Below are 24905 nucleotides of genomic sequence, written 5' to 3'. Positions count from 1 at the left end.
CCTTGAAAAAAGGTTGCAATCCACCCTTAAAACGAATATTATATTAAGTGTTTTGTAATAATGTTCGTAAATGGAGGATTTTATGTTTCACTTAAAAGAAAATCAAACCAACATAAAGAAAGAATTGCTCGCGGGTATGACGACATTCTTTACTATGGTATATATTGTTGCCGTCAATCCAGGAATTCTTTCAGATACAGGCATTCCTTTTGACCAAGTCTTTACTGCAACAATTATCGCTGCTGTTGTCGGCACGCTCTGGATGGCACTCTTTGCCAACTATCCGATTGCCATTGCACCGGGTATGGGGCTGAATGTCTATTTCACCGTCACTGTTGTCGGCGGCGGCGGTCTCAGCTATCAAACAGCGTTCAGTGCGGTATTTGTTGCTGGTATACTCTTTATTATTTTATCGTTAACATCCCTTAGAAAACAACTGATTGAAGCCATTCCAGATAATTTAAAGTACGGCATTACAGCAGGAATCGGCCTTTTCATTGCATTCATTGGTCTAAGACAGTCTGGCATGATTGCCGCTGATCCGCAAAATCTTGTGAAACTCGGTCATTTAAGCTCACCAGTTGTGATTTTGACACTCGTTGGCTTAATGATTTCGGTTATTTTAATGGTTCTTCAAGTCAATGGAGCGCTGTTTATCGGCATGTTAGCGACCACTTTAATTGCACTTGCAACTGGTCAGCTTCACTTGCCTAAAGTGCCGGTAGACATTCCTGCATTGCCTGAAGGGATGCTAATTACAAATCCATTCGCTGCGTTTGGTGATGTATTCACACATCATTTGTATGCCGTCGTATTCTCATTCTTACTTGTGACGATTTTTGATACAACAGGAACGATGATCGGAGTTGCGGAACAAGCAGGATTAATGAAAAATGGCCAGTTGCCAAAGGTCCGCAGAGCCTTGCTTGCTGACTCTGCTGCGACGACGATTGGTTCTATGTTTGGAACAAGCCCAACCACAGCTTATATTGAATCATCATCAGGGGTTGCTGCTGGCGGAAGAACTGGACTGACCTCTTTAACGGTTGCTGCTTTGTTTATTGTCGCATTGTTTTTTGGCCCACTCGTTCAAGCCATTTCTTCCTTACCATCCATCACATCACCTGTTTTAATTATTGTCGGCTGCTTGATGATGAACTCAGTGTCACGCATTCGCTGGAACGAGCTTGACGAAGCATTTCCTGCTTTTCTTGTGATCCTTTCCATGCCGCTGACATCTAGTATCTCTACTGGGATTTCACTTGGATTTATTTCATATCCACTAGTGAAATTGGCGAAAGGGAAATGGAAAGAAGTGCATATTCTTGTTCTCATTTTTGCCATCTTATTTTTCGTGCAGCTCTTTTTCTTAGAAGGATAAATTGAAAAAAGGGACATTCCTCGTTTGAATGTCCCTTTTTCATTTGATTGATTTTTTTATTTTGTAAATTTCCAATGTTTATTTTTATTCTTTTCTCAGGTGACAATTCACTTCTTACCCCTTGTGTTTATTGGGTTGTAACCGAATTCAATTCATGATATATAACACATGTCCATTCATGAAGACAAGTTTAAAAACACGTAAAGTTGACTTTTTGGTGGAACTAGATGCATAATAACGTGTATAATAGAATAAAACATTAAGAAACACGAACATTTACCATTGTTGCATGTCCTTATTTCGCAGTTTTAGTGTAGTAAGTTGTGGTTAGTCAAGTCCATCCGATCTTATTGATAGGGAGTGGTTTTTTGAAACCTTCAACAAACCGTATGATGACTCGAATAAAATCAGTCTATATGTTCATTCAAGAGAAAGGTCTTGTGACGACACAAGAGCTGGTTGATGAATTCGGGATCACACCTAGAACCATTCAAAGAGACTTAAACGTGCTTGCCTATAACGATCTTGTTCATAGTCCAAGCCGAGGCAAATGGGAAACAACGAGAAAAAAAGTAAAAATATCATCTTAGGCGAATAATGAATTGTCCATATAACAAAAAGAACCGGCGAGATGTCGGTTCTTTTCTTTTGCTCTATTTTAATCACGATGGATTAAGCTGTCTAACTCCTCGTCTGTCAATTCACGGTACTCTCCGGGTGCTAACTCCTCGTCTAATGAGACAGGGCCCATTGACAGTCGTTTTAGAAATATCACTTCATTGCCCACGGCTTGTGCCATCAGCTTCACTTGATGGTATTTCCCTTCAGTAATCGTTAAACGAATTCGTGTATCCGCCTCTTGATTCGCATCCACTTCAACCTTTGCCGGCTTCGTTTGGTAGTCGTCTAAAATCACAACCCCCTCTTCAAGACGTTTCATGTCTTGATCTCCGAGCGGATATTTCAGATGAACTTCATACGTTTTCGGGACATGCTTTTTTGGAGAAAGTAATTGATGTGCGAGCTGTCCATCATTTGTCAGGAGGAGAAGACCAACTGTGTCCTTATCCAGTCTCCCCACAGGGAACGGCTCCCTTGCGATATCCTCCGGCTCCAGTAGATCGACAACCGTCTCATCTCGCAGATCCTCTGTTGCTGAAATGACGCCATACGGCTTGTTCATCATTAAATAAATGAATTCTTTATACTCTACACGCTCTCCGTGCACGAGCACTTCATCATTTGATGGATCGACATGATCTTTCACCTGCTTCGCCACTTCTCCATTCACTGTGACAGCCCTTGCCTTGACCAGCTTCTTCACATCTTTTCTTGAACCAAAGCCGCTATTGGCAAGCAATTTATCCAGCCTCATGATGATCCACCTCTTCTTAACTCTTTTGTTTTAAAAATGACGGCATACGTCTGCCAAGTACACGCTCTAATAATCCAACTTTGTAAGATAGGAACATGTACACACCACCGCCAGTGATCATTGAAATCAAAATGACAATACCAGCTTGTACAATTCCGCCTTCATAAGAGATCACTTGACTCACAAGCTGACTCGTCACATAAGCCACTACAGCCATGATCGCCGTTAAAATACTAATGAGAATAAAACGTTTAAAAATCCTGCGGAACGAATAGCCTGCATGGCGCTTGATCATGATGAACATATACAAGATCGATGCACTGTAGCCTAGTGCAGTTGCGAGCACAGAACCGTTTCCTTGCAGCCAGCTAATCAGCGGGATATTCAGAACCGTTTTAATGATAATCCCTAACATAAGACTGACAATCGCAAATTTTTGTTTGTTAATCCCCTGCAAAATTGCTGCGTTAATCGTGAATAAAGAAAACAATAACGCAACTGGTGCATACCAGAACAAAATAGAAATCCCAATCTCAGGATGCACAGACGGATAGAAAAACCAATAAACCGGTCCAGCCAATGCCGAGATTCCAAATGACGCAGGCAGAACGAAGAATAAAATCACCTGCATCGTTTGATCAATTTGCCGATTTAGCAGCTTGTAATTACGCGATGTAAAGGATTCCGTAATCGTCGGAATCAGTGTTAAGCCAAATGCGGTTGCAAGTGACACAGGGATCATGACGAGCTTTGGTAAATAAAGCGTCACAATAGACAGAACCGCTGTACTAATGTCCTGATGCCCTGATGCAATCATGGCCCTGTTAATTGTATTTGTATCAATATAAGAATAGATTGGAATCGCAAGTCCAACAAACACATATGGTGCTGCATAGCTGAACAGCTCTGTAAACATTTGCTTATAAGATAAATTAGAATAAGCGCCTGTATTCGGCTGCATTGCCAAAAGCCGATCCTTCCGCTTCAGCCAATACACATACAGCGTAAATAGTCCGCCAAACGCACCGATGAGTGCCGCAAATGTGGCATAACCGACCGCAATGACAAGCCCGCCGTCAAGCACCTTTAAAATAATAAACGTCGCTGTTAATAGGAAGATGATTCTGACAAGTTGTTCGATGACTTGGGAAACAGCTGTCGGTCCCATCATCGAGTGCCCTTGGAAGAACCCCCGCACAAGACTCATAATTGGTACAACCAAAAGACCTAAACTGACCATTCGAATCACATAGACCACTTGATCGACCGTCAAACCGCCTGTTTCATTCGATCCGCCAAGCTGAATTTTGGCAAAAATCGGGGCGGTCAAATATAAAATAGAAAAGGCGATAATACCGGTGACAAGCATGACCGACATACCCGCCCTGAACATTTTTCTTGTTGTCTCATAATCGCCGATTGCATTATATTTGGAGACAAATTTCGATACCGCTGTTGGAAAACCAAGTGTAGCAATACTTAAAAAGATCGTATACTGATTGTATCCATATTGGAATAGCGCACCACCAGTCGCTCCGACCATTGCGCTAAATGGAATTAAGTAAATCATACCGAGAATACGAGAGAGATAAGTCCCAATCGTTAAAACCAACGTACCACGAAGCAGTTTATTAGACATGCGCTTAACCACCATTTTTCTAATGAATATTCAACTTAACTATTTTACCACATCATTTCATCGCACAGGTAACAATTCCAATACAGAAGTCACAAAACCAATCAATTCATATTTCAGCCTTCCCTGATCTTCGTTATAATAGAGAAATGACTGAAAGTAGAAAGAGGAATGTAACATGAAACATTATGATGTCATTGTCATTGGCGGCGGACCTTCTGGACTGATGGCCGCGATTGCATCAGCAGAGCACGGTGCAACTGTTCTGTTAATTGACAAAGGAAACAAACTTGGCAGAAAGCTGGCCATTTCTGGCGGCGGACGCTGCAATGTGACCAATCGCCTTCCAGTAGAAGAAATCATCAAGCATATCCCCGGAAACGGCCGTTTTCTATATAGTGCATTTTCTGAGTTCAATAACGAAGATATTATTTCATTCTTTGAACAGCTAGGTATTGAACTAAAAGAAGAAGACCATGGACGTATGTTCCCTGTCTCAAACAAGGCACAATCTGTTGTGGATGCCCTATTAGACAGGCTCCGTGCGCTCAATGTCACCATTCGAACGAATGAAAAGATTAAAACAGTTCTGTATCAAGACGGACAAGCGGCGGGAATTGTTACAAATAATGATGAAAAAATTTCAAGTAACGCCGTTGTCATTGCCGTAGGAGGAAAAAGTGTGCCGCATACAGGCTCTACCGGCGATGGCTATGCATGGGCAGAAGCCGCTGGTCATACCATTACAGAGCTCTTTCCAACAGAAGTACCCGTTACATCAGATGAACGTTTTATTAAGGAGAAAGTGCTTCAAGGTCTTTCGTTGCGAAGTGTGGCGGTGAGTGTATTAAATAAAAAAGGAAAACCTGTTGTCACCCATGTCATGGATATGATCTTTACGCACTTCGGGTTATCAGGCCCAGCAGTTCTCAGATGCAGCGGATTTGTTGTAAAGGAGCTGAAAAAACAGCCGACCGTCCGTCTGCAAATTGACTTATATCCGAAGCTCAATGACGAGGAGCTGTTCCAAAAGCTTCATCGCGATTTAAAAGATGAACCAAAAAAAGCCATTAAAAATGTACTAAAGTCTTGGATGCAAGAACGCTACTTATTATTCCTTTTAGAGCGGAATGGCATTGATCCGCAAGATACGTTCTCTGGCCTCGCCAAAGATAAACTGCGTGCGTTTGCCCATGATTGCAAGCATTTCATCGTTCATGCGAATGGAACGTTATCTCTGGATAAAGCATTTGTCACAGGTGGCGGCGTTTCTGTCAAAGAGATTGAACCGAAGAAAATGGCATCTAAAAAAATGCGTGGTCTTTATTTCTGCGGAGAGATATTAGATATTCACGGTTACACAGGCGGCTACAATATTACGTCAGCACTTGTGACAGGCAGGCTGGCTGGTATGAATGCGGCACTAGAAGTAAAGGAGAGAGTTCAATGATTAGACGCGCACTTCCAATTGTCCTTGCAGTCGTCATTAGCTTGACAGCGGCTGTCATCATGAAGCTGTCGATTTCCCCGTTAAAATTCGCGATTGTTTTGGCGTTTACCATTTTCGCTGTTTGCTTAAAAGAATATGTCTACCGTCTTCGTAAACGAATTGAGGAAAAATCGTCATCACATATCAATGATCGTTAAACGGAAGGAAACATGTGAACGTAAAAAGGAGGTCGAGTGAGAAACTCGCCTCCTTTTTGTTTGAAAATAGTGGAGAGAGGGGAATTAAAATAAAATCCTCTGCTTAAACGTGTAGAACAACAGGAGAGTGAGATGATGTGAAAAACGTATCAAGTGTATTTTGGATTGTGATTGCTATCACATTTGTTGCTGTTCTATGGGGAGCCTTTTCTCCAGAAACATTGCAAAATGTGACAGATCAAATTCAAACATATATTACAAATGACTTTGGCTGGTATTATTTATTAGTGGTATCACTGCTTGTCGGCTTTTGTCTATTCTTTATCTTTAGCCCTATCGGAAAAATAACGCTCGGAAAACCGGGAGAATAGCCTGAATTTGGTCTGTAAATGGATTAATGGATGGACCATCTTCTATTGGGCATGGTGGATCTCTTGGTCTCCATTTGTTGGCATTTTCATTGCACGTGTATCACGCGGACGAACCATTCGAGAATTTTTAGCAGCGGCGGAAATGTCACAAAAGAGAACCTTAAACAATGGCTCGTTAACGGAGGAGACTTACAAGGCTACCTCTTTCAATGTGTTCACTGTAAGAAGCATCGGCTGCATATTGACGCTAGTTAAACGAAAAGGACCTTCCAAATAGGTCCTTTTTGGATGCCGTCTATTTTTTATATAAAATGAGCGCAGAAAAACAGTAGAGCTGTTCTCCCCCTTGCTCACAGATCACCGCTACATTGTATTTGATGTCAATAATTTGGTCGTCGTCCATTCCTCTTAAAAAGAGATTGATTTCGCTTTGTAAATCTTTCTCGTGTTCTTCATCAAATACAGCTACCTTCAGCACATATGCCACTCTCCCTTCTCTTGCTACTCTATCTCTATGCATATAAGGGCGGGCATATGAACAAAAAAAGCCTTCCATCTCGTCGATGAAAGGACTTCATTTTACAGCTTCGGTTTTGTTTCTCCTGTCCATGCAAGCATGCCACCAACGACATTGGTTGCTTGATAGCCTTGGTCTTCTAAGAAATAGCAGACATTCTCACTGCGTTTACCCGAACGGCAAATAATGTAATACTCTTGCGATTTATCGAACGCATCCAGTTTCTCTGGGATATCGCCCATGCGAATGTGGACTGCTTCTGGAATCATACCTTCTGCTACCTCTTCATCCTCACGCACATCAATTAGCTGAATGGCTTCTTCTTGCTCTAGCTTTTGCTGTAATTCTTCTATTGAAATTTCTTTTACTGCCACGATGCTCATCTCTCCTTTTATTCACAGTGACACCATTATAACAAATCATTCACATCACTGCGTATTCACCCGCTTTGATTGCAGGAAAGACGGCAATCGCTTCTTCATATCTACTGCCTGCTGCTCACTTTCAAACTCTATCTTTTTAAATACTTGATAGGCTAGCCACATGTGTCCATATGCAAGAATACTGATGCTAAAAAACGGCACGATGCCCGGCAAATAAGCAAATAGGATAAAGAGAACCGCCGAGAAAACGAGCATAGAGAGCGTATATTGTAAATACGAGATACCGAGTAGAAGGGAAAACTTTAAATAAAGTCGTTTTTTCCAATCATAATGAGCCAGCAGCGGAAAAATATAAAACAGGCTGACAATAAACAGAAAACCAAAGATATAGATTGCAAAACGAAGTACATGTAATAACCAGCTCGTTGGATAAATATAAGCAAGGTCCACATAAATAATTGTCCCAATGATGACTAGCACCGCTCCAATGACATTAGAGCGTACAAATTCTTCGCGGTATACCTTCCAAAAAGTGCGGAATACCTTGACTTGATCGTGCCCTTGTATCCACTTTCTCATCACTGAAAATAACGCTGTTGTTGCAGGCATAAAGCCAAAGATTCCAAGCCCTAATAAGGTGAACAAAAGCCATAGCAAATTCGTATAGGCGAGTCTCATTACCCACTCACACATCCGCAGCATTCTGCTCATTGATCCATCATGATCCATCTCTGTTCCCTCCTCTCTTTCTCGTTACACCGTCTCTTTTTGAAACAATTCTTCTATTTCAATTGGGCGTTTTTCTGCTACTGAGCGCCACATGCCTTCTCCAAGTGCAATCGAATAAGCACCCGCCTCTGCTCCTGCCGAAATGTCATAAGGAATGAGCGGGTCTTTTCCTAAAAATAAATCTGCTAATAACAGCGGATCTCCTCCGCCATGTCCACCTGACTGTTTCACGACTTCAATTGTCTCTTTTCCACCAAACATCGGGTAGTAGAAAATCGTCTGTTCCGGAAATTGAAAGGGAATTCTCGATGGCACATGAAACTCATTTGTTTCAATACGTCCCTTTGTCCCGTTAATCGCAAGCCGGTAGCCTTCATATGGTGCTGAGAATTGAATCGAATAGCTTAACAGAGCCCCTTGGTCATAAGCGACTGACGCCACATATGTATCCTCAATATCAATTTCCTGATCAAAAATACAGGCATCAGGGCGGTAATTTGAGTACAGTTCTGACTGCTCCTGACCTGATTCAATATGGTCGTCCTCCACCTTCGAACGCTCTAACCGCGGATTCCACCTTGCTTCATAATGACATGCATCTTTCACATGGCATGTTCCGCAATATCTATTTTCTTCACTCTGCATAGGATTCCAAGGACTTTCATCCCCATAATAGTTCAGGGCGCCATAGGCAAAGACTTGCTTCGGCTTTTGATCAATCCACCAGTTGACCAAATCAAAATGATGGGTTGATTTATGAATAGAAAGTCCGCCAGAAAATTGACGCGAGCGGTTCCACCTTTTGAAATAACTCGCTCCGTGATACGTATCAATGAGCCAGCTCAACTCAACAGATGTGACCCTTCCAATCTTTCCGTCTAAAATAAGCTCTTTTATCTTCCGATGAAATGGATTGTAGCGATAATTAAAGGTGACTGTGACCTTCCCTTTGCTCTCTGCCTCTTTATCCATCACTTTTTTGGCATCTTTTGCTGTTGTGACCATTGGCTTTTCAGTGATGACATCGAGATCATGGTCAAGTGCCTGCATAATATACGTGACATGCGTATCATCCCGTCCCGCTACAATAACGATATCTGGCTGTGCTTCCTTCACCATCTCATCAAAGGCATCCTCATGAAAAAATGAGACACCCCTTAGTGCTGGAAAACGTTCCTGACAAAGTGTATACCGCTTCACATCTACATCTAAGAGCCCTGTAATTCTATAGTGCTCATTGAAATCCTCGGTGAGCGGTTTGATAAACATATTGAAAGCACGGTGACTAAGCCCGCAAACGACGACCCTTTTCACATTCCCCACCCCTTTGACTAACGATTTTCACGAAGCTGTTTCATAAGAGACAGCGCCTCTTCTGATTTCTCCGCATATATAGGAATGAAGGCGACCATATCTCGATGTAATCGAAAGGTATAGCCGTTTAGCTGCTTCGTTCCTTTATTGATTTGGACCGCATAATCGATTGTATGCCCCGTCTTTGGATCTTCAACCGTGTACGGTCCCGCCCCTTCACCATCTATCCCCATCTCTTCGAGCAGCTGAAAGCTTTCAGGATCATCATACGTTCTAAACATTTCTTCTGGGACAAGCATCACGTCCCCCTCTTTTGCGGTAATTTCAACAAGAAGCTTCTCAGGAATTGCCGGGAAGATGTGAACGTCATATGTCTCCTGATTCGGCTGAAAAGCCTTTTTCACTAATTGATCTTTCATTCCCTTTGACATGTCAGAAAAAATCAGGACATCGATCCCTTCTGTTTTCCCCTGACAGGCTGACAAACAAAAGGCAGCGATGAAACTCAAAAGCCATGCAGCAGCCCTTTGACGCCGCCTCATGCCTTTTGAAACACAGACAGCTTTTCTAGCTCAGTTAACGCCATAATAAAAGCGCCTGCTCCATGCAAATCATTTGTACTCCGCTCTCTTCCAACGTAATAATCATAAAATCCCGCAGATGTTCCAATGCAGATATCGTTTACAACAAAATCACCGTTCTCTTTTTCCGCCGTCTTATACTGAATCAAGCCTTGATACGCTTTGACAACGTGATCAACATATCGAAGACTGACATATCCCTCATTCATGGCTTTAGCCATTGCATACATAAATAGACAAGACCCTGAGCTTTCAAGCCAATTGTCGCTCTGGTTGCCTTTATCAATGATTTGATACCAAAGACCAGTCTCATCATCCTGATACTTAGCCACACTTTCCAGCATATCTGTCAGTGTATCCTTCCACACCTTTCGCGCTTCATGCCCTTCTGGCAGATCCTCGATCATATCGGCTAATGCAAGGACATACCAGCCAAAGGATCTTGCCCAAAATTCCGGGGAACAGCCGGTTTTTTCATCTGCCCATGGCATCACTTTCCGTTCATCCCATGCGTGATAGTAAAGGCCGGTTTTTTCATCTTTTGTATGCTTTCTCATGAGGTGCTCCTGGTGGATGACCATCTCCACAAGCTCCTCCTCTCCTTTCAACTGAGCATACTTTAAAGCAAAAGGACCACCCATATAGAGACCATCAAGCCACATTTGATAGGCATAATGGTCTTTATGCCAAAATCCGCCCTCAGACGTGCGATTGAGCGTGTGATAAAGACCGCGCAGCTTTTCTGCTGCCCGCACATACCGCTGCTCTCCTGTTCTTTCAATTAACGGAAATAAAATGAGACCTGCTTGGATCGCATCAAGTTCATCTCTGCGAAATAACAGATTTCCATGATCATCAATGAGTGCGTCCGCATAGTTTTTCACATAATCGACATACGCCTCGTTCCCGGTTGCTTCGTAAAGCTTCATCACACCGCAAAGGAACACCCCTTGGTGATAGTGCCATCTTCCCGCTGGCGGAAGTTCAATCGGTGTATACGCTTTCATTATTGTCTGTGCTAATTTCTCTGCTTGCTCAAGCGGTGATAGCTGTTCAGTCGATACTGTCATTGATCTTCATCTCCCTTTTTAGTAAATACCTTCTTCCCCAAACTTCTTCGCTAAACGATTCGCCATCATGACCAAAATAAGTCCAACGGCTGCTTTAAATAAACCAACAGCGGTACTATAGCTGAATTGTCCTTGCTTAAGACCAGCTGTATAGACGTACGTATCAAAAATCTCTGCTACTTCCCGGTTCGTTGCATTCAGCAATAGATAAACATGCTCAAAGCCAAGCTCTAATGTATCACCGATTTTTAAAATCAGCAGAACGACAATGACGCTCTTAATCGCAGGAAGGGTAATATGCCACATTTGTCTCAGCCTGCCGGCTCCATCCATTTTCGCTGCTTCATATAACTGTGGATCTACCGCCGTAATCGCCGCAAGATAAATGATTGTCGACCAACCTGCTTCTCTCCAAATCACCTGTAAAATGTACATCGGTCTAAACCATTCTTGACTAAGGAGAAAGTTAATCTTCTCTCCTCCAAAGAACGCAATCAATTCATTAATTAACCCACCATCTACCGTTAACAAAACAAAAGATAAGGACACAACAATGACCCATGACATGAAGTGAGGGATATAAATCATCGTCTGAACAAATTTCTTAAACAATGCCAATCTCACTTCGTTTAACAAAAGAGCTAATAAAATCGGAATTGGAAAAAAAATCACGACATTCATGGCGAATAGAATTAACGTATTTTTTAATAAGATGAAAAATGTTGGTTCTGTAAACAATCGAATAAAGTGTTTGAATCCAACCCACTCACTCCCAAGAATGCCGAGAAACGGCTGATAATCTTGAAAGGCAATAATCAGTCCCCACATCGGTACATATTTAAAGACAATAAAATAGATGAACCCCGGCAAAATCATTAAATACAAAAACTTTTGACTAAGTAATTGATTAAGTAAGCGCTTTCTCTTTTCTTTTTTCAAAGCTGCCGCAGGCACACCCTTGGCAGTGACATCCTGTGTTTTCATTGATAAAGCCTCCCCCTCATGCTGATGCATGTGTTAACTGTATCTTAAGGATGAAAAATCCGTCTACAATCATATCATCAGATCATATTTCCTTAGGGGGTGCTACTCAAAACGTTACATAAAACATGAGAAAATGATCCTAATCTCAGAAAATGATTATTGACAAACCTACCAGATTTTTGGATTAATAAATTAAGGGGAAAAGTTGCTTCGTTTGAAATGGGGGGTTTTATGAAAAGAAGGCAATATAAATTTTATTACAAGCTTGTGACGTTTTTTTTCATGCTTAGTACAATTCCTGTAATCATTGTCGGTATTTTCTCTTATCAGCATTCGCAAAAAACTGCACTTGAAAATATCTCAAATGAAAAGCTGGACAGCATTAAACAAACACAATCCAATATTGAGCATATTTTAAAGACAGTAGATCATTCTCTCACTCACTATGTCAGTTCGCCGCCTCTCCTTCAAACACTGGCTGAACCTTTACATCCAGACCAATTCCAGCTTTATAATCAAGTACAGCAAGAACTAAATTACCTGCAAACCTTCGATACCGACCTCTCCAATATTACACTTGTTAGTAAGATGGAGGATTGGTACATGAACAATTCCGGTCTTTATCATCTAACGAATGGAGACCAAGAAAAAGCGTTAACTTCTTACCTCAATATTCCGAGTCACTCTAGCTGGGCACTTGAAGAAAATAATCCACTTGTCGCAACAAAAGAAGGAAAAACGTCCTTTTGCAAATACAATGTGAACTTAATTAAACAACTTCCTATGAACAGTGTTCAAAAAAAGGGAGTCGCCGTCGCCAGCATTCCAAGCTGCACGATTGCTGACAACATGCCTGACTTCTCTCAATCTGATAGTATGATGGTCATTGATACAAACGGAAAAGTGCTGCTACATAATCGCAAAGAACAAATCGGTGAATCTTTGAAAAACCAGGATTTCGTCAAGCGTGTGCTGTCACTTGAAGAACGATCAGGACAATTTGATACGAAGATTGATGAACTCAACTATCAAATTACATTTCAAAAATCAGACTATAACGAATGGACGTACCTATCCTTTGTCTCCATTCCAGAACTCAAACAGCAAACGAAATCAATTGGATGGATTACCTTTATTATTTGCTCTATTTTGTTAGCGCTTTCATTATTATTTTCATGGTTTGGTTCCAGACACTTTTATAAACCGATCCGCTTATTATACGAATCCTTTGCACGCAATGAATCCTTTTTGCATAAGCAGCCTTTCCAAAATGAGTTTGAATTAATCGAGTCGAGCATTAAACAAATGAAAGATCAAAACAATGATTTAGAGGAACGCATTGAGCAGCAAGTGACCCATTTACAGCAATACTTTATGGTGCGGCTTTTGCTCGGAAAGCTGACGGAAGAAGAGATTAACAATCGATTCCAAAGTTTAGGCTTCCCTCGTGAATGGTCCCATTTATCCATGCTTGTGACCCAAATTGATACGCTGAAAGGAACGCCGTATGAAAAAAAGGATGCTGACTTGCTTTTGTTTGCGATCAATGGACTGATCGAGCAAATTATTCCGCAAGATGAGCACCTTCAGCCAACCGTTGTCAATCAGCATCAAACAACGATCATCCTCAACCAATCAAAGTCAGAGGAAGAATTTACTGAATATTTAAACCAATTAGCTGAAATCATTCAGCAGCGTATCGAGGAAGAGCTTGGTTTGTCAATCAGCATCGGTATTAGCCGCCAGTTTAAAGAGCTCACCATGGCAAAACATGCGTATATTGAAGGGAAAGAAGCCTTAAAATATAGACTCAAAGCAGAGAAAAAGTCCATTATCTTATATGAGCATATCCAGCCAGGAAAGACCTTTAAAACCCACTTTCCCAAGCAGCTACAGCATGATTTATTTGATGCGATCAAAGCTGGCGATCAAGGCAAGGCGGATCACTACTTACATGTGCTCCTGCAATCCATTTTTTCTAAAAATGCTGGACCGCACGAATACCATATCGCCCTCGCCCGCTTTTTAAATAATTTGATCGAGCTGATGCATTTGCTTGGCATTGAATTATTTGAGGTGGAAGACAATAAAATGCTCTATGATACGATCTTTGAATTTAAAACCTTTGAAGACACAGAGGCATGGCTGAAGCATGAGATCATTCGGCCGATCATTGATCAGCTTGGTGCACGTGAAGACTCGCAGTACAAAAATATTTCAGAGAAAATCATCCATATCATTCATCAAGAATTTGACTCAGATCTCACCTTGGATGAAATCGCCACACGCCTGCATTACAATCCAAATTATTTAAGCAGTATTTTCAGAAAGGAAATGGATATCTCCTTTAGTGAATATCTTTCGTCCTACAGACATCATGTCGCCAAAAACTGGCTTGTCGAAACGGATATGTCCGTGAAAGAAATTTCCGAAAAGCTAAAATATAAAAACCCGCAAAATTTCATTCGCTCCTTTAAAAAGCTGGAAGGAACGACACCTGGTAAATATCGCGATCAGAAAAAAGGCATATAAAGCAAAGTCCCGCTCTCACAAGAAGCGGGACTTTATTTATTTAAACTGTTCATTGAGAATACTGTCTTCCAGCACTGAAAGCGGCTCACCATACACTCGTTCAATATGGGCTGCTCCCCAATCACATAATGCATTCAAAATTCTTTCGAGTGACTGTCCGTATTCACTTAATTCATATTCCACTTTAGGCGGCACTTGTTCATACACAATGCGGTTAATCACCCCGTCACTTTCAAGCTCTCTGAGCTGCTGTGTGAGCATTTTCTGTGTGATGTTTGGCATGAGCCGCTTTAATTCACTCGTCCGCTTTTTCCCATGTGTCAAATGGCATAAAATGACGCACTTCCATTTCCCGCCAATGAACTCAAGCGTTGCCTCCACAGAAATATTATATTTCTTCTTTTCCATCGTTTCTTCACTCCTTATTGTTCTGAACAGGCACTTTAACGAATTGGTCCTGATCCAGATAAGTTTGACTTTTAAAGAAAACACCCCGCTTTTTTGCTAAGCGGGGCGTTTTGTTTATGATTTTTTAAAGGACGCTTCATATTCCTCGATGATTTTATTTCCACCATTTGATTTCCACTTCTCTATATCTTTCTTAAATTGCTCTTCGTTTATATCTCCAAGAATGAACTTATAGGTGGCATCATCAATGATTTTTTTCAATTCGTTTCCACGCTCTGATGCTGTTTCTGAATACAGGCTTTCAGCAGGGTTGGCGACGATGATTTTTTTATTGTCTTCTTCCAGCTCTTCGTATTTTGTTCGAACTGGGTCTCCTTTATTTTTCAAGTAACGTTTATCAATCCCTACAAGGCTGACAAGCGGCTGTACATCTGTCTGCCAGCTTTTCACTTGGCTTTCTTCTCTCACAAATGTATTTCCATCTTGCTTGTTATAATGCTTTCCATCAATCCCGTAAGTCATGAGACCATACACATCTTCTTCAGCAATGCGGTCAAAGAAGGCCAAAATTCGCTTTAACTCCGCCTCTGTTTTGACGCTTGTTTTAGGGAATGCGAAGATACCATTATGACCGCCTGATGCCCATACACGTTCTTTGCCATCTGGGCCTTTGATTCGGTTGATAATGTCCACTTCCATGTTTTTATCGGTAGCGTCATCTCTTAGGTTCACCGCATCGACCATATTTCCAACATAAATGCCCGCTTTTCCTTGTGAGAACAATTCCTGCTGCTGTGTTTTACTTGTGACAGGGAAATCTTTGTTAATATAGCCATTGTCACGCAGCTTTTTCATGTATTTCATTGTATTCATATACTCATCTGTCATAAAGTCTGGTGTGAATTTGCCGTTTTCTTCTTTCCAATCTGTCGGCATTCCTTCATACGAACCAAGTGTTTTAAATGCCCCATAAATCAAATCGTTTCGATCTGTAAAGCCAATTGTATCGGCTTTTCCATTTTGATTTGGGTCTTTTTCAGTAAATGCCTTGGCTACTTCATAAAGATCATCCAACGTTTTTGGTGTATCCAAATTTAAATTTTCAAGCCAATCCTTTCGAATGACAATCCCTTGTCTTGAAAGCGGTCTCTCTCTATAAATACCATAAAGCTTACCGTCTATAGAGGCGTTTTTATTAATCAGTTCGTTCATCTTACTTAAATTTGGATAATCCTTTAAGTACGGACCGATTTCCCAGAACATGCCTGATCTGAACGCATTAATCGCCGACGAATTCTTAATGTCTTGAATCGTCACAATTTGTGGGAGATTCCCGGCGGCAAGTGCTGAATTTAAACGGTCTTCCTTCACCGCATCAGGCACCCATGTAATATCAAGCTCTGTATTTGTGAGCTTCTCAATCTCTTTTAATACCGTATCTTTCGGCGGCTGCTGGTGATACAAAATGGCCATCCATGTCAGCTTCACCTTTTTGTCTAAATCAACCTTTTCATCTGATGAGCTTGCTCCCTTACTTGAACATGCTGACAAAATGCCGCTTGCAGCAAATAACAAAACAAACGCAATCAGCCATAATTTCTTTCTCCCCATATGATCCCTCCGTTGTTCCATCTTTTTAACCCTTTACAGAACCGAGTAATGCCCCTTTGTTGAAATGCTTTTGAATAAATGGATAGACAAGCAGCACCGGAATGGTCGCCACAACAATAACAGCCATTTTAATGGTTTGGTCTGGCGGCGGCGTAGATGATCCCATATCCGACATATCTCCCTGCATTCCGCTTGATACAATGACGATTTGTCTCAGGAGTACCTGAATCGGCCATTTCACTGAATCATTTAAATACAGGATGGCAGTCATGTAAGTGTTCCAATACGTCACGGCATAAAAAAGTGAAATCGTCGCAATTGCTGGCAAAGAAAGTGGCAGCACAATTTTAAAGAAGATCCTTAAATCATTACAGCCATCCATCTTCGCTGACTCTTCAAGGCTTGCCGGAATGTTTTGAAAGAAGTTTTTCAGAATGATCAAATTGAACGCATTGATGGCTACTGGTAGAATAAGTGACCAGTAAGTATCAAGCAGACCAAGTGTTTTCACGACAATAAACGTCGGGATCATTCCCCCGCTAAACAGCATCGTGAAGACAACGAGAAACATGAGTGTTCTCCGGCCTTTTAGCTCCTGACGAGACAGCCCGTATGCCATGAGTGAGGACAAAAACATGCTGACAGCTGTTCCAACGACCGTGACAAGAATGGAAACGATGAGGCTGCGATATACAATATCTGTAGAAAAAATATAGCGATAGGCCTCAAGAGAAAACGTCGTCGGAAACAAAATAAACTTCTTTGAGATGACCTCTTCTACTGTAGCAAAAGAAGCGGCAATGACATGGATGAACGGGAGCACACATATTAATGCGAACGTGAGTAGAAAAGAGTAATTAAATAAATTGAACAATCGGCCTTTAATAGAACGATCTATGTTCATCACGCCCTTTCTTTGTAAGCGTTATCATTTCGTCTGGAAATAAGCTGCAGCCTTTGACGATATCGTGATTAAAATGTACCAAACGAAGGAAGAAAGCGTCTATAATCATCTTGACAGACCCCACAGGTGATCATGCCATTCGTGCTTTTGTGCTTAGGAAACAAAAGAATAAGTTCATGAGCTAATGTCATGATTATGCCCTATGCCTGATCATCTTCTTCAAGGATCTCTGTTGTATTCACATCTGGCCTGTAGCCTAGCTCCTCCCTCGTTTTATGAGTAGACCAAGGCTTTTCTTCGTTTTCTGATACAGCATAATATGTCCCAAACGGAATATCCGTTTCAATGGCTGCCTTCGTCATGCCAAAGAGATCTTCATGTGAAAGCAGTGTTCTTTTCGTTCTTTTTTTCTTGTGTAATTCCTCCTTCTCATCTGCTGCGACAGTTCCAATACGCAAATTAATGACAGATATCCCAGTTTGATCATGAAACAAACGTCCTAGCTGTTCGGAGGCAAATTTTAATATGCCATACACATTTTTTGTTGAAGGTACATCATCCGTCGTAATCTCTCGCCCTAATAAGGAGCGCCCATCCTTTTCATATCGATCTGTCACGTGGTTACTGCTTGCAAAAATGACTTTTGGAATGCTTAACCGGGCCGCTGAACGAAACATATGATAGGTGCTTCTCCAAAAAACATCATTCATTTTTGCAAATTCCTCTGCATTCATCACATCATGCGTCATTTCCATGTTCAGAAGGTGAATGATGGCATCTGTATCTTGGGGAATGGTTTGATACAACTCCTCTTCATCATTCGCATCTGCTATAAGAACTTTTTCTGCACATCTTGTTTGATCAATGATGGTCACGTCATACTCAGAAGAGAGCTCTTTTGTTAATAGACGTCCGATGATACCACATCCGCCAATCATGGTGATTTTTTTCATCTGTCTCCTCCTTCTTTTGACGTAGTATGTCCAAGCCTTCTATTGATTACAGCCACTTTTTCAAAAAACGTGTCGCCTCGTGCCGCATAGCAGCGGTTTCAAAATGACCTGCATGAAGACCAACAAGCTGATACCGTTCCTTTAATGAGGCCGCTTGATAGATTTGACTTAATGTCTGCTGAATCCGCCCAACACCCGCAGCGGGTGTGAGCTGATCGTGTTTCCCGACTAAGCTTAAATGAGGTCTTGGAAAGATCATTTCCTGGATGTCAGCTGCTGTAAAATGTTTGGCTAAGCTCGGTACATAGTAGTAAAAGCCATGTCTGTCTAAATTGTTCGTTTCAATCAACGTGTGATGATCAACCTGCGCGCAAAGATCAATACACACACTGACCCTCTCATCAAGTGCAGCCGTCCACCATGAAAGAAGGCCACCCATTGACATCCCAAAAACTGCTAATCTCTCTGAGAGCACATCGGAACGAGACAGCAAATAATCAATCGCACACATGCTTTCATACAGCATCATGCCCCACATCACTTTTCCTGTTAACAGCATTTCCTTGAAAATTTCACTTTCCGTTCTGCCCCTTCTTTCCCCAAAGCCTGCATGATCTATTGCCAGTACACTATATCCTTTTGAAGTAAATTCTTTCGCATAAGAAGGCGCCTGCAAATAATGAGCACCCTTTAATAACTCATCTTTTCCATCCGTATAATTCCCGCCATGGGAGTGCTGGAACAATACCACAGGTCTTTTTTTGACTGTATCCTTTGGCTTCACAAAATAAGCCGGAACTTCCTCCACTCCATGAATAGAGAGAATGAGTGTTTCAACCAAGTACGATTCACGTTCCTCAATTTTTAACGTATACGCCTCTACACGATGGCGCTCTGGCATTTCTCCTAATAAGTTGAGCAGTTGTTCACGTTTGCTTTCCTTTTCCATTGACGTCACTCCTCATTTTCTTGATCAACTTTTTAAATACGAGATTGATGGGGAAATCACCTTGTTTTCGACAAAATTATGTCCCGGGAAATAAAGGACACCCACCGGTTGATACCGATGGGTGTGATCATTAGTTCGCAACAATATTGACAAGCTTTCCAGGAACCGCAATCACTTTACGGATTGTTTTCCCTTCAAGCTGTTCTTTGACTCGTGCATCATTTTTCGCAAGTTCTTCTAGCTGCTCTCTTGTTGCATCAGCAGGAACGGTTAATTTCGCCTTTACTTTACCATTCAGCTGTACGACAATTTCCACTTCGTCATCGACAAGCTTCGACTCGTCATATTGTGGCCATGCTTCATAAGAAATGGACCCTTCATGACCAAGTTTATTCCAAAGCTCTTCCGCTAAGTGAGGGGCAATTGGAGAAAGAAGTTTCACAAAGCCTTCAGCATATTCTTTCGGTAATGTGTCAGCCTTATACGCATCATTGATAAACACCATGAGCTGTGAAATTCCTGTATTGAAGCGTAAACCTTCATAATGATCCGTCACTTTCATCACTGTTTCATGATAGCTGCGTTCTAATTCGCCGCCTGATTGCTCTGTCACTTTATCACTAAGTGAGCCATCTTCATTTGTGAATAGACGCCATACACGATCAAGGAAACGACGAGCACCATCAAGTCCTGTTTCAGACCAGGCGATTGACGCATCTAAAGGCCCCATGAACATTTCATAAAGTCTTAATGTATCCGCTCCATGAGATTCTACGATGTCATCTGGATTGACAACATTTCCTTTGGATTTACTCATTTTTTCATTATTTTCACCAAGAATCATCCCTTGGTTGAACAACTTCATGAAAGGTTCTTTTGTTGGGACAACGCCGATATCATACAAGAATTTATGCCAGAAGCGCGCATATAACAGATGCAGTACGGCATGTTCCGCTCCACCAATATACACATCAACTGGAAGCCATTTTTTTAGCTTTTCAGGAGAAGCAAGCTCTTCTGTGTTATGTGGATCAATGTAACGTAAGAAGTACCAGCAGCTTCCTGCCCATTGTGGCATTGTATTGGTTTCACGGCGGCCTTTTTTACCTGTAACCGGATCTACAACTTCAACCCACTCTTTGATATTGGCTAAAGGTGATTCACCTGTTCCGCTTGGCTTAATTTCAGTCGTCTTAGGCAAAATCAGTGGAAGCTCCTCCTCCGAAACAGCTGAAGATGTTCCGTCCTCCCAATGAATGATTGGAATCGGCTCACCCCAGTAGCGCTGACGGCTGAACAGCCAGTCTCTTAAACGGTACGTGACCTTCTTTTCACCTTTCTGATGTTCTTCAAGCCATGCAATGGCTTTTTCAATCGCTTCTTCTTTCCCTAAGCCATTTAAGAAATCAGAGTTAATGTGTGTTCCATCACCTGTGTAGGCTTCTTTTTCAATGTCTCCGCCTTCTACAACCTCTTTGATTGGAAGATCAAATGTTTTGGCGAATTCATAATCACGCTCATCATGGGCAGGTACTGCCATAATCGCTCCTGTGCCATATGTAGCTAACACGTAATCTGCAATCCAAATCGGCATCTTTTCACCATTTATAGGATTGATCGCATACGCACCTGTGAAAATGCCCGTTTTCGTTTTAGCAAGATCTGTCCGCTCTAAGTCACTCTTAGATTGAATCTCTTTGATATATGCTTCCACTGCTTCTTTTTGAGCAGCTGTTGTTATTTTTTCAACAAGGGCATGCTCTGGTGCAAGAACCGCATATGTTGCACCAAAAAGTGTATCAGGACGCGTTGTAAAAACGGTAAATTGTTCGTCATGTCCTTCGACTTCGAAGTGAACATGTGCACCTTCAGAACGTCCGATCCAGTTACGCTGCATATCTTTGATGCTTTCAGGCCAATCAATGTCTTCTAAATCTTCTAACAGCCTGTCCGCATATGCTGTAATCTTTAGCATCCATTGCTTCATTGGACGTCTTTCAACAGGATGTCCTCCGCGTTCACTTTTCCCGTCAATGACTTCTTCATTTGCAAGAACTGTGCCGAGTGCTGGGCACCAGTTCACTGGTACTTCATCAATATACGCCAGCCCTTTTTCGTACAATTTCAAGAAAATCCACTGTGTCCATTTGTAATAATTCGGATCTGTCGTGTTGATTTCCCGATCCCAATCATACGAGAACCCTAGTGATTGAATTTGGCGGCGGAAATTATTGATGTTCTCTTCTGTAAATGCAGCCGGGTCATTTCCTGTATCCAGTGCATATTGTTCTGCTGGAAGACCAAATGCGTCCCATCCCATTGGATGAAGAACATCATACCCCTGCATACGTTTCATACGTGATAAAATATCCGTTGCTGTGTAGCCCTCAGGATGCCCAACATGAAGCCCTGCTCCTGATGGATATGGAAACATATCAAGCGCATAAAACTTTGGTTTATCTTCCGAGTCAGATGTGGCGAATGTTTTATGTGTCAGCCAATAATCCTGCCACTTCTTTTCAATTTCCCGATGCTGAAAACTCAATGTGAAAACCTCCTTTAATATGTACGGCTTTATCTGCTTAGATGACCACTGCAAGAATTCAGATTTTTCTAAAATCAACAAAAAACCCTCATCCCTGAAAAGGGACGAGAGATTTTTTGTTTCCCGCGGTACCACCCTTGTTAGCGTAACTTACTGTTCATACGCTCACTTAATATCTTTAACGCAGACATGCGACAGAAGCTTTAACGCAACTGCAACTCTGAGGCGAGTTCAGAAGCAGATTTGATTGACTTTCACCAGCCGTCAATTCTCTAAAGACAAATACTGCTTTCCTACTACTCCTCTTCACTGTTCTTATCGTAACCGTCATCTAAGTAGTATTTTATAGAATTATGATCATAAGTGCAAGCAGGTTTGTATACAATGGGAATGTACCCTAGACTAGGGTAAAGTAGAGGATATTATTCGTGTGGAGATCGGTTATGACGGTTGGAGTCTGCATCCTGTGAACGCTGTTCTCTGACAAAATCGAAGCTTCGCAGAACTGCTTCTCCTCCGTAACCTGAAATAATTGATAAGATGACCAAGTGCAGACTAGAATCGGGATTTGAGGATAAGACAAGCAGCGTAGCGGCAATCATCCCAACGAGCCAATCTTCAATAAACCCTAGATAAATAAACTTTTTTGTCATTCTGGGCTTCTCTAGCCTGCCTTTTTTCTTTACGTGACCGAGAATGCCCATGACCCCTCCAATGGCGCAAGCAATAATGACTTGTTGCAGCATTTTCATCACCTTCCTAAAGCCCTTAGAATAGTAAAGCGACTTCAGGCTGTCCAGCCCCCTGTAATGCCATTCTGCTGTTCCGTCATAATCCATGTAAAAGGTCTATTCTCTCTAACGAAGAAAAAAAGCTTGTTTCTTCCATTATATGTGAATGACCCAAAAACAACTTGATGCATTGGAATCATTTTTACCTAATTCATATTAACTATTTCTGTCATTTTATGAATTATGAGTAATTGATCCCTTCTTTTTCTAATGAAAAGTCTCCTTACTTATTCTATTCTAATGGAGGACAAACTATGATGACAAATTTAACAAAGCGTTTGCAATCATTGAAACAGAACATATGTTATGTTACGTTTATAAGGAATTGGTTTGGTTGAAAAAACCATTCTACATGTCTGATAGTAGCAGCAAAGGAGGGTAATATGGTCAGCTCGAATATCTTCGGCTTGCAAAAACAGCTTGAACTCATAAAAAAAGCGCTAGATCATGCGCGGATTGGTGTTGTCATCACAGACCCTTCTTTAGAGGATAACCCTATCGTTTATGTGAATCATGGCTTTACACAAATGACTGGATACAAACCAGATGAGATTCTTGGGCGTAATTGTCGATTCCTCCAGGGGAAAGACACAGATCAAGAGCAGCTTGCTCTAATACGTCATGGAATACAACACAAAACACCTATTACCACACAGCTCAAAAATTATAAAAAAGACGGCACTTTTTTCTGGAATGAACTCAATATAGATCCTCTATACATTGAACAAGATGACAAAACATTTTTCGTTGGCTTTCAAAAGGATATTACGAAACAGAAAGAATATGAACAGCTCCTAGAAGATTCGTTAAAGGAAGTCACCTCTCTTTCGACGCCAATCGTCCCAATCAAAAATGGTGTGTCCGCCCTTCCACTCATCGGAACATTATCTGAAGAACGCTTTGATGCCATTGTCGCGAAGTTAACTTGTATATTAGATGATTCAAAGGATGATTATTTAATTGTCGATCTTTCTGGTTTAATCGATGTCGATGATTCCGTTGCAGCACGAATTTTCAAGCTGCATCACCTTCTGAACTTAACTGGAACGGAACTGATCATCACTGGGATCAAACCACAGCTCGCGATGAAAATGAAAGACTTGGATACAAATTTACAGAATACGATTACTTATTTGACAGTCAAAGAAGCAATTAAAGAATTGCCATTAGCTGAAAACCCTGTGTAAACAGGGTTTTTCAGATTGTTGACAAAGGGCTAAAATGAACTTTATTTTAGCCCTTTGTCTTCTTTACAGCGTGAACTGAAAACCTTTGCAGTCTAGGAAGGACGAGTACCGGCGCGGAGCGAATTTGACATTCGTGAGCACCGGCACGCAGGACTGCGGGAGAATGCGAGGGTTTGTCTACACGCTGGAAAACCCTGTGTAAACAGGTTTTTTTAGTTGAATCGCTCCCCAAAATGGAAAAATGAGGTATGATAGGGGTAAATAGCGATTTAGGGGGGGCTGCTAGATGATGATGTTACTCATCATAGGTCTTTTATGTGTTTGTTTCGCCATAGGATATGCCGTCAATTTCTTCTTACTCAAACAGCAAAACCAACCAATTTTTTCAAAGAAACTCTTTTATCCTTTTTTGATCATTGGTCTTGTTTTGTCGATGATGTCATTACCGTTTGCCGTCACAGGTGCTCAGAAAGCACAAGCAGATCCATCTTCTGAACAGCTGCTCAAGGATCAAAAACAATTAGCATCTGACATTTCTCGTCTAAAGGAAGATAAAGAGACACTTACGGCCACTTTAAAAGACGTGACAAACGAAAAAGAAGAGCTGTCCAAGAAACTAGAAAACATCACCTCAGAAAAGAAAACAGTCAAACAACAAGAAAAAACCATTCAAGCGCTTGAAAAGAAAATAGACAAACTCACCTCCACCAACGAAACACTCAAAAAAGAAAACAAGAACGGAAACAAAGACACTCAGTCCTCGGCCGTCCAGCGCTCTGCGCCTAAGGATGATGGATCGAATACTGGCGGTCATGAGTCACAAAAAGAAACAAAAAATGAATCGGCTGCCTGTAACATTAAAGGAAGTGTCAACGGCATATATCACACGCCGAGCAGCAGATACTACACACGAACAAAACATGTGACCAAAATGTTCTGCTCCGTAGAAGAAGCAGAGCGTGCAGGATACCGAGCACCTAAGCAATAGCCATTTTTCTAAGAGCAAAAACCTCCTGTCAGCCAGCTAAAGGCACAGG

23 protein-coding genes, 2 pseudogenes and 1 other annotated feature are annotated in these 24905 nt (G+C 41.5%); of the genes and pseudogenes, 9 read left to right on the top strand and 16 right to left on the bottom strand.

Annotated features, from left to right (window positions below):
* Positions 1 to 82: 82 nt before the first annotated feature.
* Together GPA07_RS06285 and GPA07_RS06280 are read left to right on the top strand one after the other, a co-directional pair.
* Positions 83 to 1381, top strand: a complete 1299-nt coding sequence (locus tag GPA07_RS06285) for an NCS2 family permease (RefSeq protein ID WP_157292201.1) — start codon at positions 83 to 85, stop codon at positions 1379 to 1381.
* A 368-nt stretch (positions 1382 to 1749) separates the two neighbouring features.
* Entirely contained in the window at positions 1750 to 1971 is a 222-nt protein-coding gene (locus tag GPA07_RS06280) for a DeoR family transcriptional regulator (protein WP_008356419.1), read from the top strand.
* A 68-nt stretch (positions 1972 to 2039) separates the two neighbouring features.
* Here the strand turns inward: GPA07_RS06280 and GPA07_RS06275 are convergent, their stop codons facing one another.
* Positions 2040 to 2756 (bottom strand): pseudouridine synthase, encoded by a 717-nt coding sequence (locus tag GPA07_RS06275; RefSeq protein WP_157292200.1) that lies wholly within the window; start codon positions 2754 to 2756, stop codon positions 2040 to 2042.
* A 16-nt stretch (positions 2757 to 2772) separates the two neighbouring features.
* Positions 2773 to 4395 carry a putative polysaccharide biosynthesis protein gene (locus GPA07_RS06270; protein WP_008356424.1) on the bottom strand — a complete coding sequence of 541 codons (1623 nt, stop codon included), beginning with the start codon at positions 4393 to 4395 and terminating at the stop codon, positions 2773 to 2775.
* 175 nt (positions 4396 to 4570) lie between these two features.
* Between GPA07_RS06270 and GPA07_RS06265 the strand changes: the two genes are divergently transcribed.
* The 4 genes and pseudogenes from GPA07_RS06265 to GPA07_RS06250 all read left to right on the top strand — a co-directional run.
* A complete protein-coding gene (locus GPA07_RS06265; protein WP_157292199.1) occupies positions 4571 to 5842 on the top strand; it encodes a BaiN/RdsA family NAD(P)/FAD-dependent oxidoreductase in 1272 nt (423 codons plus the stop codon).
* Positions 5839 to 6039 (top strand): hypothetical protein, encoded by a 201-nt coding sequence (locus tag GPA07_RS06260; protein ID WP_157292198.1) that lies wholly within the window; start codon positions 5839 to 5841, stop codon positions 6037 to 6039. Before GPA07_RS06265 ends, GPA07_RS06260 begins: the two co-directional genes overlap by 4 nt.
* A 137-nt stretch (positions 6040 to 6176) precedes the next feature.
* Positions 6177 to 6407 (top strand): annotated as a pseudogene (locus GPA07_RS06255) (BCCT family transporter); the annotation flags it as partial.
* A 19-nt stretch (positions 6408 to 6426) separates the two neighbouring features.
* A pseudogene (locus GPA07_RS06250) lies at positions 6427 to 6540 on the top strand (BCCT family transporter); the annotation flags it as partial.
* 165 nt (positions 6541 to 6705) lie between these two features.
* Here the strand turns inward: GPA07_RS06250 and GPA07_RS06240 are convergent.
* The 7 genes from GPA07_RS06240 to GPA07_RS06210 form a co-directional block, all read right to left on the bottom strand.
* Entirely contained in the window at positions 6706 to 6888 is a 183-nt protein-coding gene (locus tag GPA07_RS06240) for a sporulation protein Cse60 (protein WP_008356431.1), read from the bottom strand.
* Between the two features lie 101 nt (positions 6889 to 6989).
* Positions 6990 to 7301 carry a rhodanese-like domain-containing protein gene (locus GPA07_RS06235; protein WP_034738415.1) on the bottom strand — a complete coding sequence of 104 codons (312 nt, stop codon included), beginning with the start codon at positions 7299 to 7301 and terminating at the stop codon, positions 6990 to 6992.
* A gap of 54 nt (positions 7302 to 7355) precedes the next feature.
* Positions 7356 to 8039 carry a YesL family protein gene (locus tag GPA07_RS06230; protein ID WP_157292197.1) on the bottom strand — a complete coding sequence of 228 codons (684 nt, stop codon included), beginning with the start codon at positions 8037 to 8039 and terminating at the stop codon, positions 7356 to 7358.
* 24 nt (positions 8040 to 8063) lie between these two features.
* The gene (locus tag GPA07_RS06225) at positions 8064 to 9353 is read right to left on the bottom strand and encodes a Gfo/Idh/MocA family protein (protein ID WP_157292196.1); all 1290 of its coding nucleotides are present in this window, start codon (positions 9351 to 9353) and stop codon (positions 8064 to 8066) included.
* A gap of 17 nt (positions 9354 to 9370) precedes the next feature.
* Positions 9371 to 9895, bottom strand: coding sequence for a hypothetical protein (locus GPA07_RS06220; RefSeq protein WP_008356438.1), 525 nt, complete (start codon positions 9893 to 9895; stop codon positions 9371 to 9373).
* Positions 9892 to 11004 (bottom strand): glycoside hydrolase family 88/105 protein, encoded by a 1113-nt coding sequence (locus tag GPA07_RS06215; protein WP_157292195.1) that lies wholly within the window; start codon positions 11002 to 11004, stop codon positions 9892 to 9894. The genes GPA07_RS06220 and GPA07_RS06215 overlap by 4 nt, the downstream gene beginning before the upstream one ends.
* Positions 11005 to 11022: 18 nt before the next feature.
* Entirely contained in the window at positions 11023 to 11988 is a 966-nt protein-coding gene (locus tag GPA07_RS06210; RefSeq protein ID WP_008356442.1) for an ABC transporter permease, read from the bottom strand.
* Positions 11989 to 12219: 231 nt separating this feature from the next.
* Here GPA07_RS06210 and GPA07_RS06205 point away from each other — a divergent pair, with 231 nt between their 5' ends.
* Positions 12220 to 14520: a helix-turn-helix domain-containing protein gene (locus GPA07_RS06205; RefSeq protein WP_008356444.1), complete on the top strand. Its 2301-nt coding sequence runs from the start codon at positions 12220 to 12222 to the stop codon at positions 14518 to 14520.
* 36 nt (positions 14521 to 14556) lie between these two features.
* Here the strand turns inward: GPA07_RS06205 and GPA07_RS06200 are convergent, their stop codons facing one another.
* From GPA07_RS06200 to GPA07_RS06170, 7 genes are all read right to left on the bottom strand, one after another.
* A complete protein-coding gene (locus GPA07_RS06200; protein ID WP_157292194.1) occupies positions 14557 to 14928 on the bottom strand; it encodes a winged helix-turn-helix transcriptional regulator in 372 nt (123 codons plus the stop codon).
* A gap of 114 nt (positions 14929 to 15042) precedes the next feature.
* Positions 15043 to 16539, bottom strand: a complete 1497-nt coding sequence (locus GPA07_RS06195; RefSeq protein WP_008356446.1) for an extracellular solute-binding protein — start codon at positions 16537 to 16539, stop codon at positions 15043 to 15045.
* A 25-nt stretch (positions 16540 to 16564) separates the two neighbouring features.
* Positions 16565 to 17425 carry a carbohydrate ABC transporter permease gene (locus tag GPA07_RS06190; RefSeq protein WP_157293140.1) on the bottom strand — a complete coding sequence of 287 codons (861 nt, stop codon included), beginning with the start codon at positions 17423 to 17425 and terminating at the stop codon, positions 16565 to 16567.
* A gap of 218 nt (positions 17426 to 17643) precedes the next feature.
* Positions 17644 to 18396, bottom strand: coding sequence for an NAD-dependent epimerase/dehydratase family protein (locus GPA07_RS06185; RefSeq protein WP_071168749.1), 753 nt, complete (start codon positions 18394 to 18396; stop codon positions 17644 to 17646).
* A 46-nt stretch (positions 18397 to 18442) separates the two neighbouring features.
* A complete protein-coding gene (locus GPA07_RS06180) occupies positions 18443 to 19345 on the bottom strand; it encodes an alpha/beta hydrolase family protein (RefSeq protein ID WP_157292193.1) in 903 nt (300 codons plus the stop codon).
* A gap of 130 nt (positions 19346 to 19475) precedes the next feature.
* On the bottom strand, positions 19476 to 21890 hold the full coding sequence (leuS, locus tag GPA07_RS06175) for a leucine--tRNA ligase (protein ID WP_071168748.1): 2415 nt from the start codon (positions 21888 to 21890) through the stop codon (positions 19476 to 19478).
* Between the two features lie 97 nt (positions 21891 to 21987).
* Positions 21988 to 22209: a binding site (T-box leader), on the bottom strand.
* Between the two features lie 103 nt (positions 22210 to 22312).
* Entirely contained in the window at positions 22313 to 22642 is a 330-nt protein-coding gene (locus GPA07_RS06170; RefSeq protein ID WP_223249904.1) for a DUF4257 domain-containing protein, read from the bottom strand.
* Between the two features lie 422 nt (positions 22643 to 23064).
* Here GPA07_RS06170 and GPA07_RS06165 point away from each other — a divergent pair, with 422 nt between their 5' ends.
* On the top strand, positions 23065 to 23868 hold the full coding sequence (locus GPA07_RS06165; RefSeq protein ID WP_071168747.1) for a YtvA family blue-light photoreceptor: 804 nt from the start codon (positions 23065 to 23067) through the stop codon (positions 23866 to 23868).
* 286 nt (positions 23869 to 24154) lie between these two features.
* A complete protein-coding gene (locus tag GPA07_RS06160; RefSeq protein WP_008362017.1) occupies positions 24155 to 24856 on the top strand; it encodes a sunset domain-containing protein in 702 nt (233 codons plus the stop codon).
* Positions 24857 to 24905: the final 49 nt, after the last annotated feature.

This window comes from Bacillus sp. ms-22 (assembly GCF_009759805.1).
GTDB lineage: Bacteria > Bacillota > Bacilli > Bacillales > Bacillaceae > Bacillus > Bacillus xiamenensis.
This window is presented reverse-complemented; position numbering and strand designations above follow the sequence as displayed.

Bases quoted from the DNA above. Each gene is read 5' to 3' on its own strand.
- GPA07_RS06195 (WP_008356446.1), bottom strand. From the start codon at position 16,539: ATGGGGAGAAAGAAATTATGGCTGATTGCGTTTGTTTTGTTATTTGCT.
- GPA07_RS06220 (WP_008356438.1), bottom strand. From the start codon at position 9,895: ATGAGGCGGCGTCAAAGGGCTGCTGCATGGCTTTTGAGTTTCATCGCT.
- GPA07_RS06165 (WP_071168747.1), top strand. From the start codon at position 23,065: ATGGTCAGCTCGAATATCTTCGGCTTGCAAAAACAGCTTGAACTCATA.
- GPA07_RS06160 (WP_008362017.1), top strand. From the start codon at position 24,155: ATGATGATGTTACTCATCATAGGTCTTTTATGTGTTTGTTTCGCCATA.
- GPA07_RS06285 (WP_157292201.1), top strand. From the start codon at position 83: ATGTTTCACTTAAAAGAAAATCAAACCAACATAAAGAAAGAATTGCTC.
- GPA07_RS06205 (WP_008356444.1), top strand. From the start codon at position 12,220: ATGAAAAGAAGGCAATATAAATTTTATTACAAGCTTGTGACGTTTTTT.
- GPA07_RS06170 (WP_223249904.1), bottom strand. From the start codon at position 22,642: ATGAAAATGCTGCAACAAGTCATTATTGCTTGCGCCATTGGAGGGGTC.
- GPA07_RS06185 (WP_071168749.1), bottom strand. From the start codon at position 18,396: ATGAAAAAAATCACCATGATTGGCGGATGTGGTATCATCGGACGTCTA.
- GPA07_RS06230 (WP_157292197.1), bottom strand. From the start codon at position 8,039: ATGGATCATGATGGATCAATGAGCAGAATGCTGCGGATGTGTGAGTGG.
- GPA07_RS06260 (WP_157292198.1), top strand. From the start codon at position 5,839: ATGATTAGACGCGCACTTCCAATTGTCCTTGCAGTCGTCATTAGCTTG.
- GPA07_RS06215 (WP_157292195.1), bottom strand. From the start codon at position 11,004: ATGACAGTATCGACTGAACAGCTATCACCGCTTGAGCAAGCAGAGAAA.
- GPA07_RS06270 (WP_008356424.1), bottom strand. From the start codon at position 4,395: ATGTCTAATAAACTGCTTCGTGGTACGTTGGTTTTAACGATTGGGACT.
- GPA07_RS06180 (WP_157292193.1), bottom strand. From the start codon at position 19,345: ATGGAAAAGGAAAGCAAACGTGAACAACTGCTCAACTTATTAGGAGAA.
- GPA07_RS06265 (WP_157292199.1), top strand. From the start codon at position 4,571: ATGAAACATTATGATGTCATTGTCATTGGCGGCGGACCTTCTGGACTG.
- GPA07_RS06210 (WP_008356442.1), bottom strand. From the start codon at position 11,988: ATGAAAACACAGGATGTCACTGCCAAGGGTGTGCCTGCGGCAGCTTTG.
- GPA07_RS06275 (WP_157292200.1), bottom strand. From the start codon at position 2,756: ATGAGGCTGGATAAATTGCTTGCCAATAGCGGCTTTGGTTCAAGAAAA.
- GPA07_RS06200 (WP_157292194.1), bottom strand. From the start codon at position 14,928: ATGGAAAAGAAGAAATATAATATTTCTGTGGAGGCAACGCTTGAGTTC.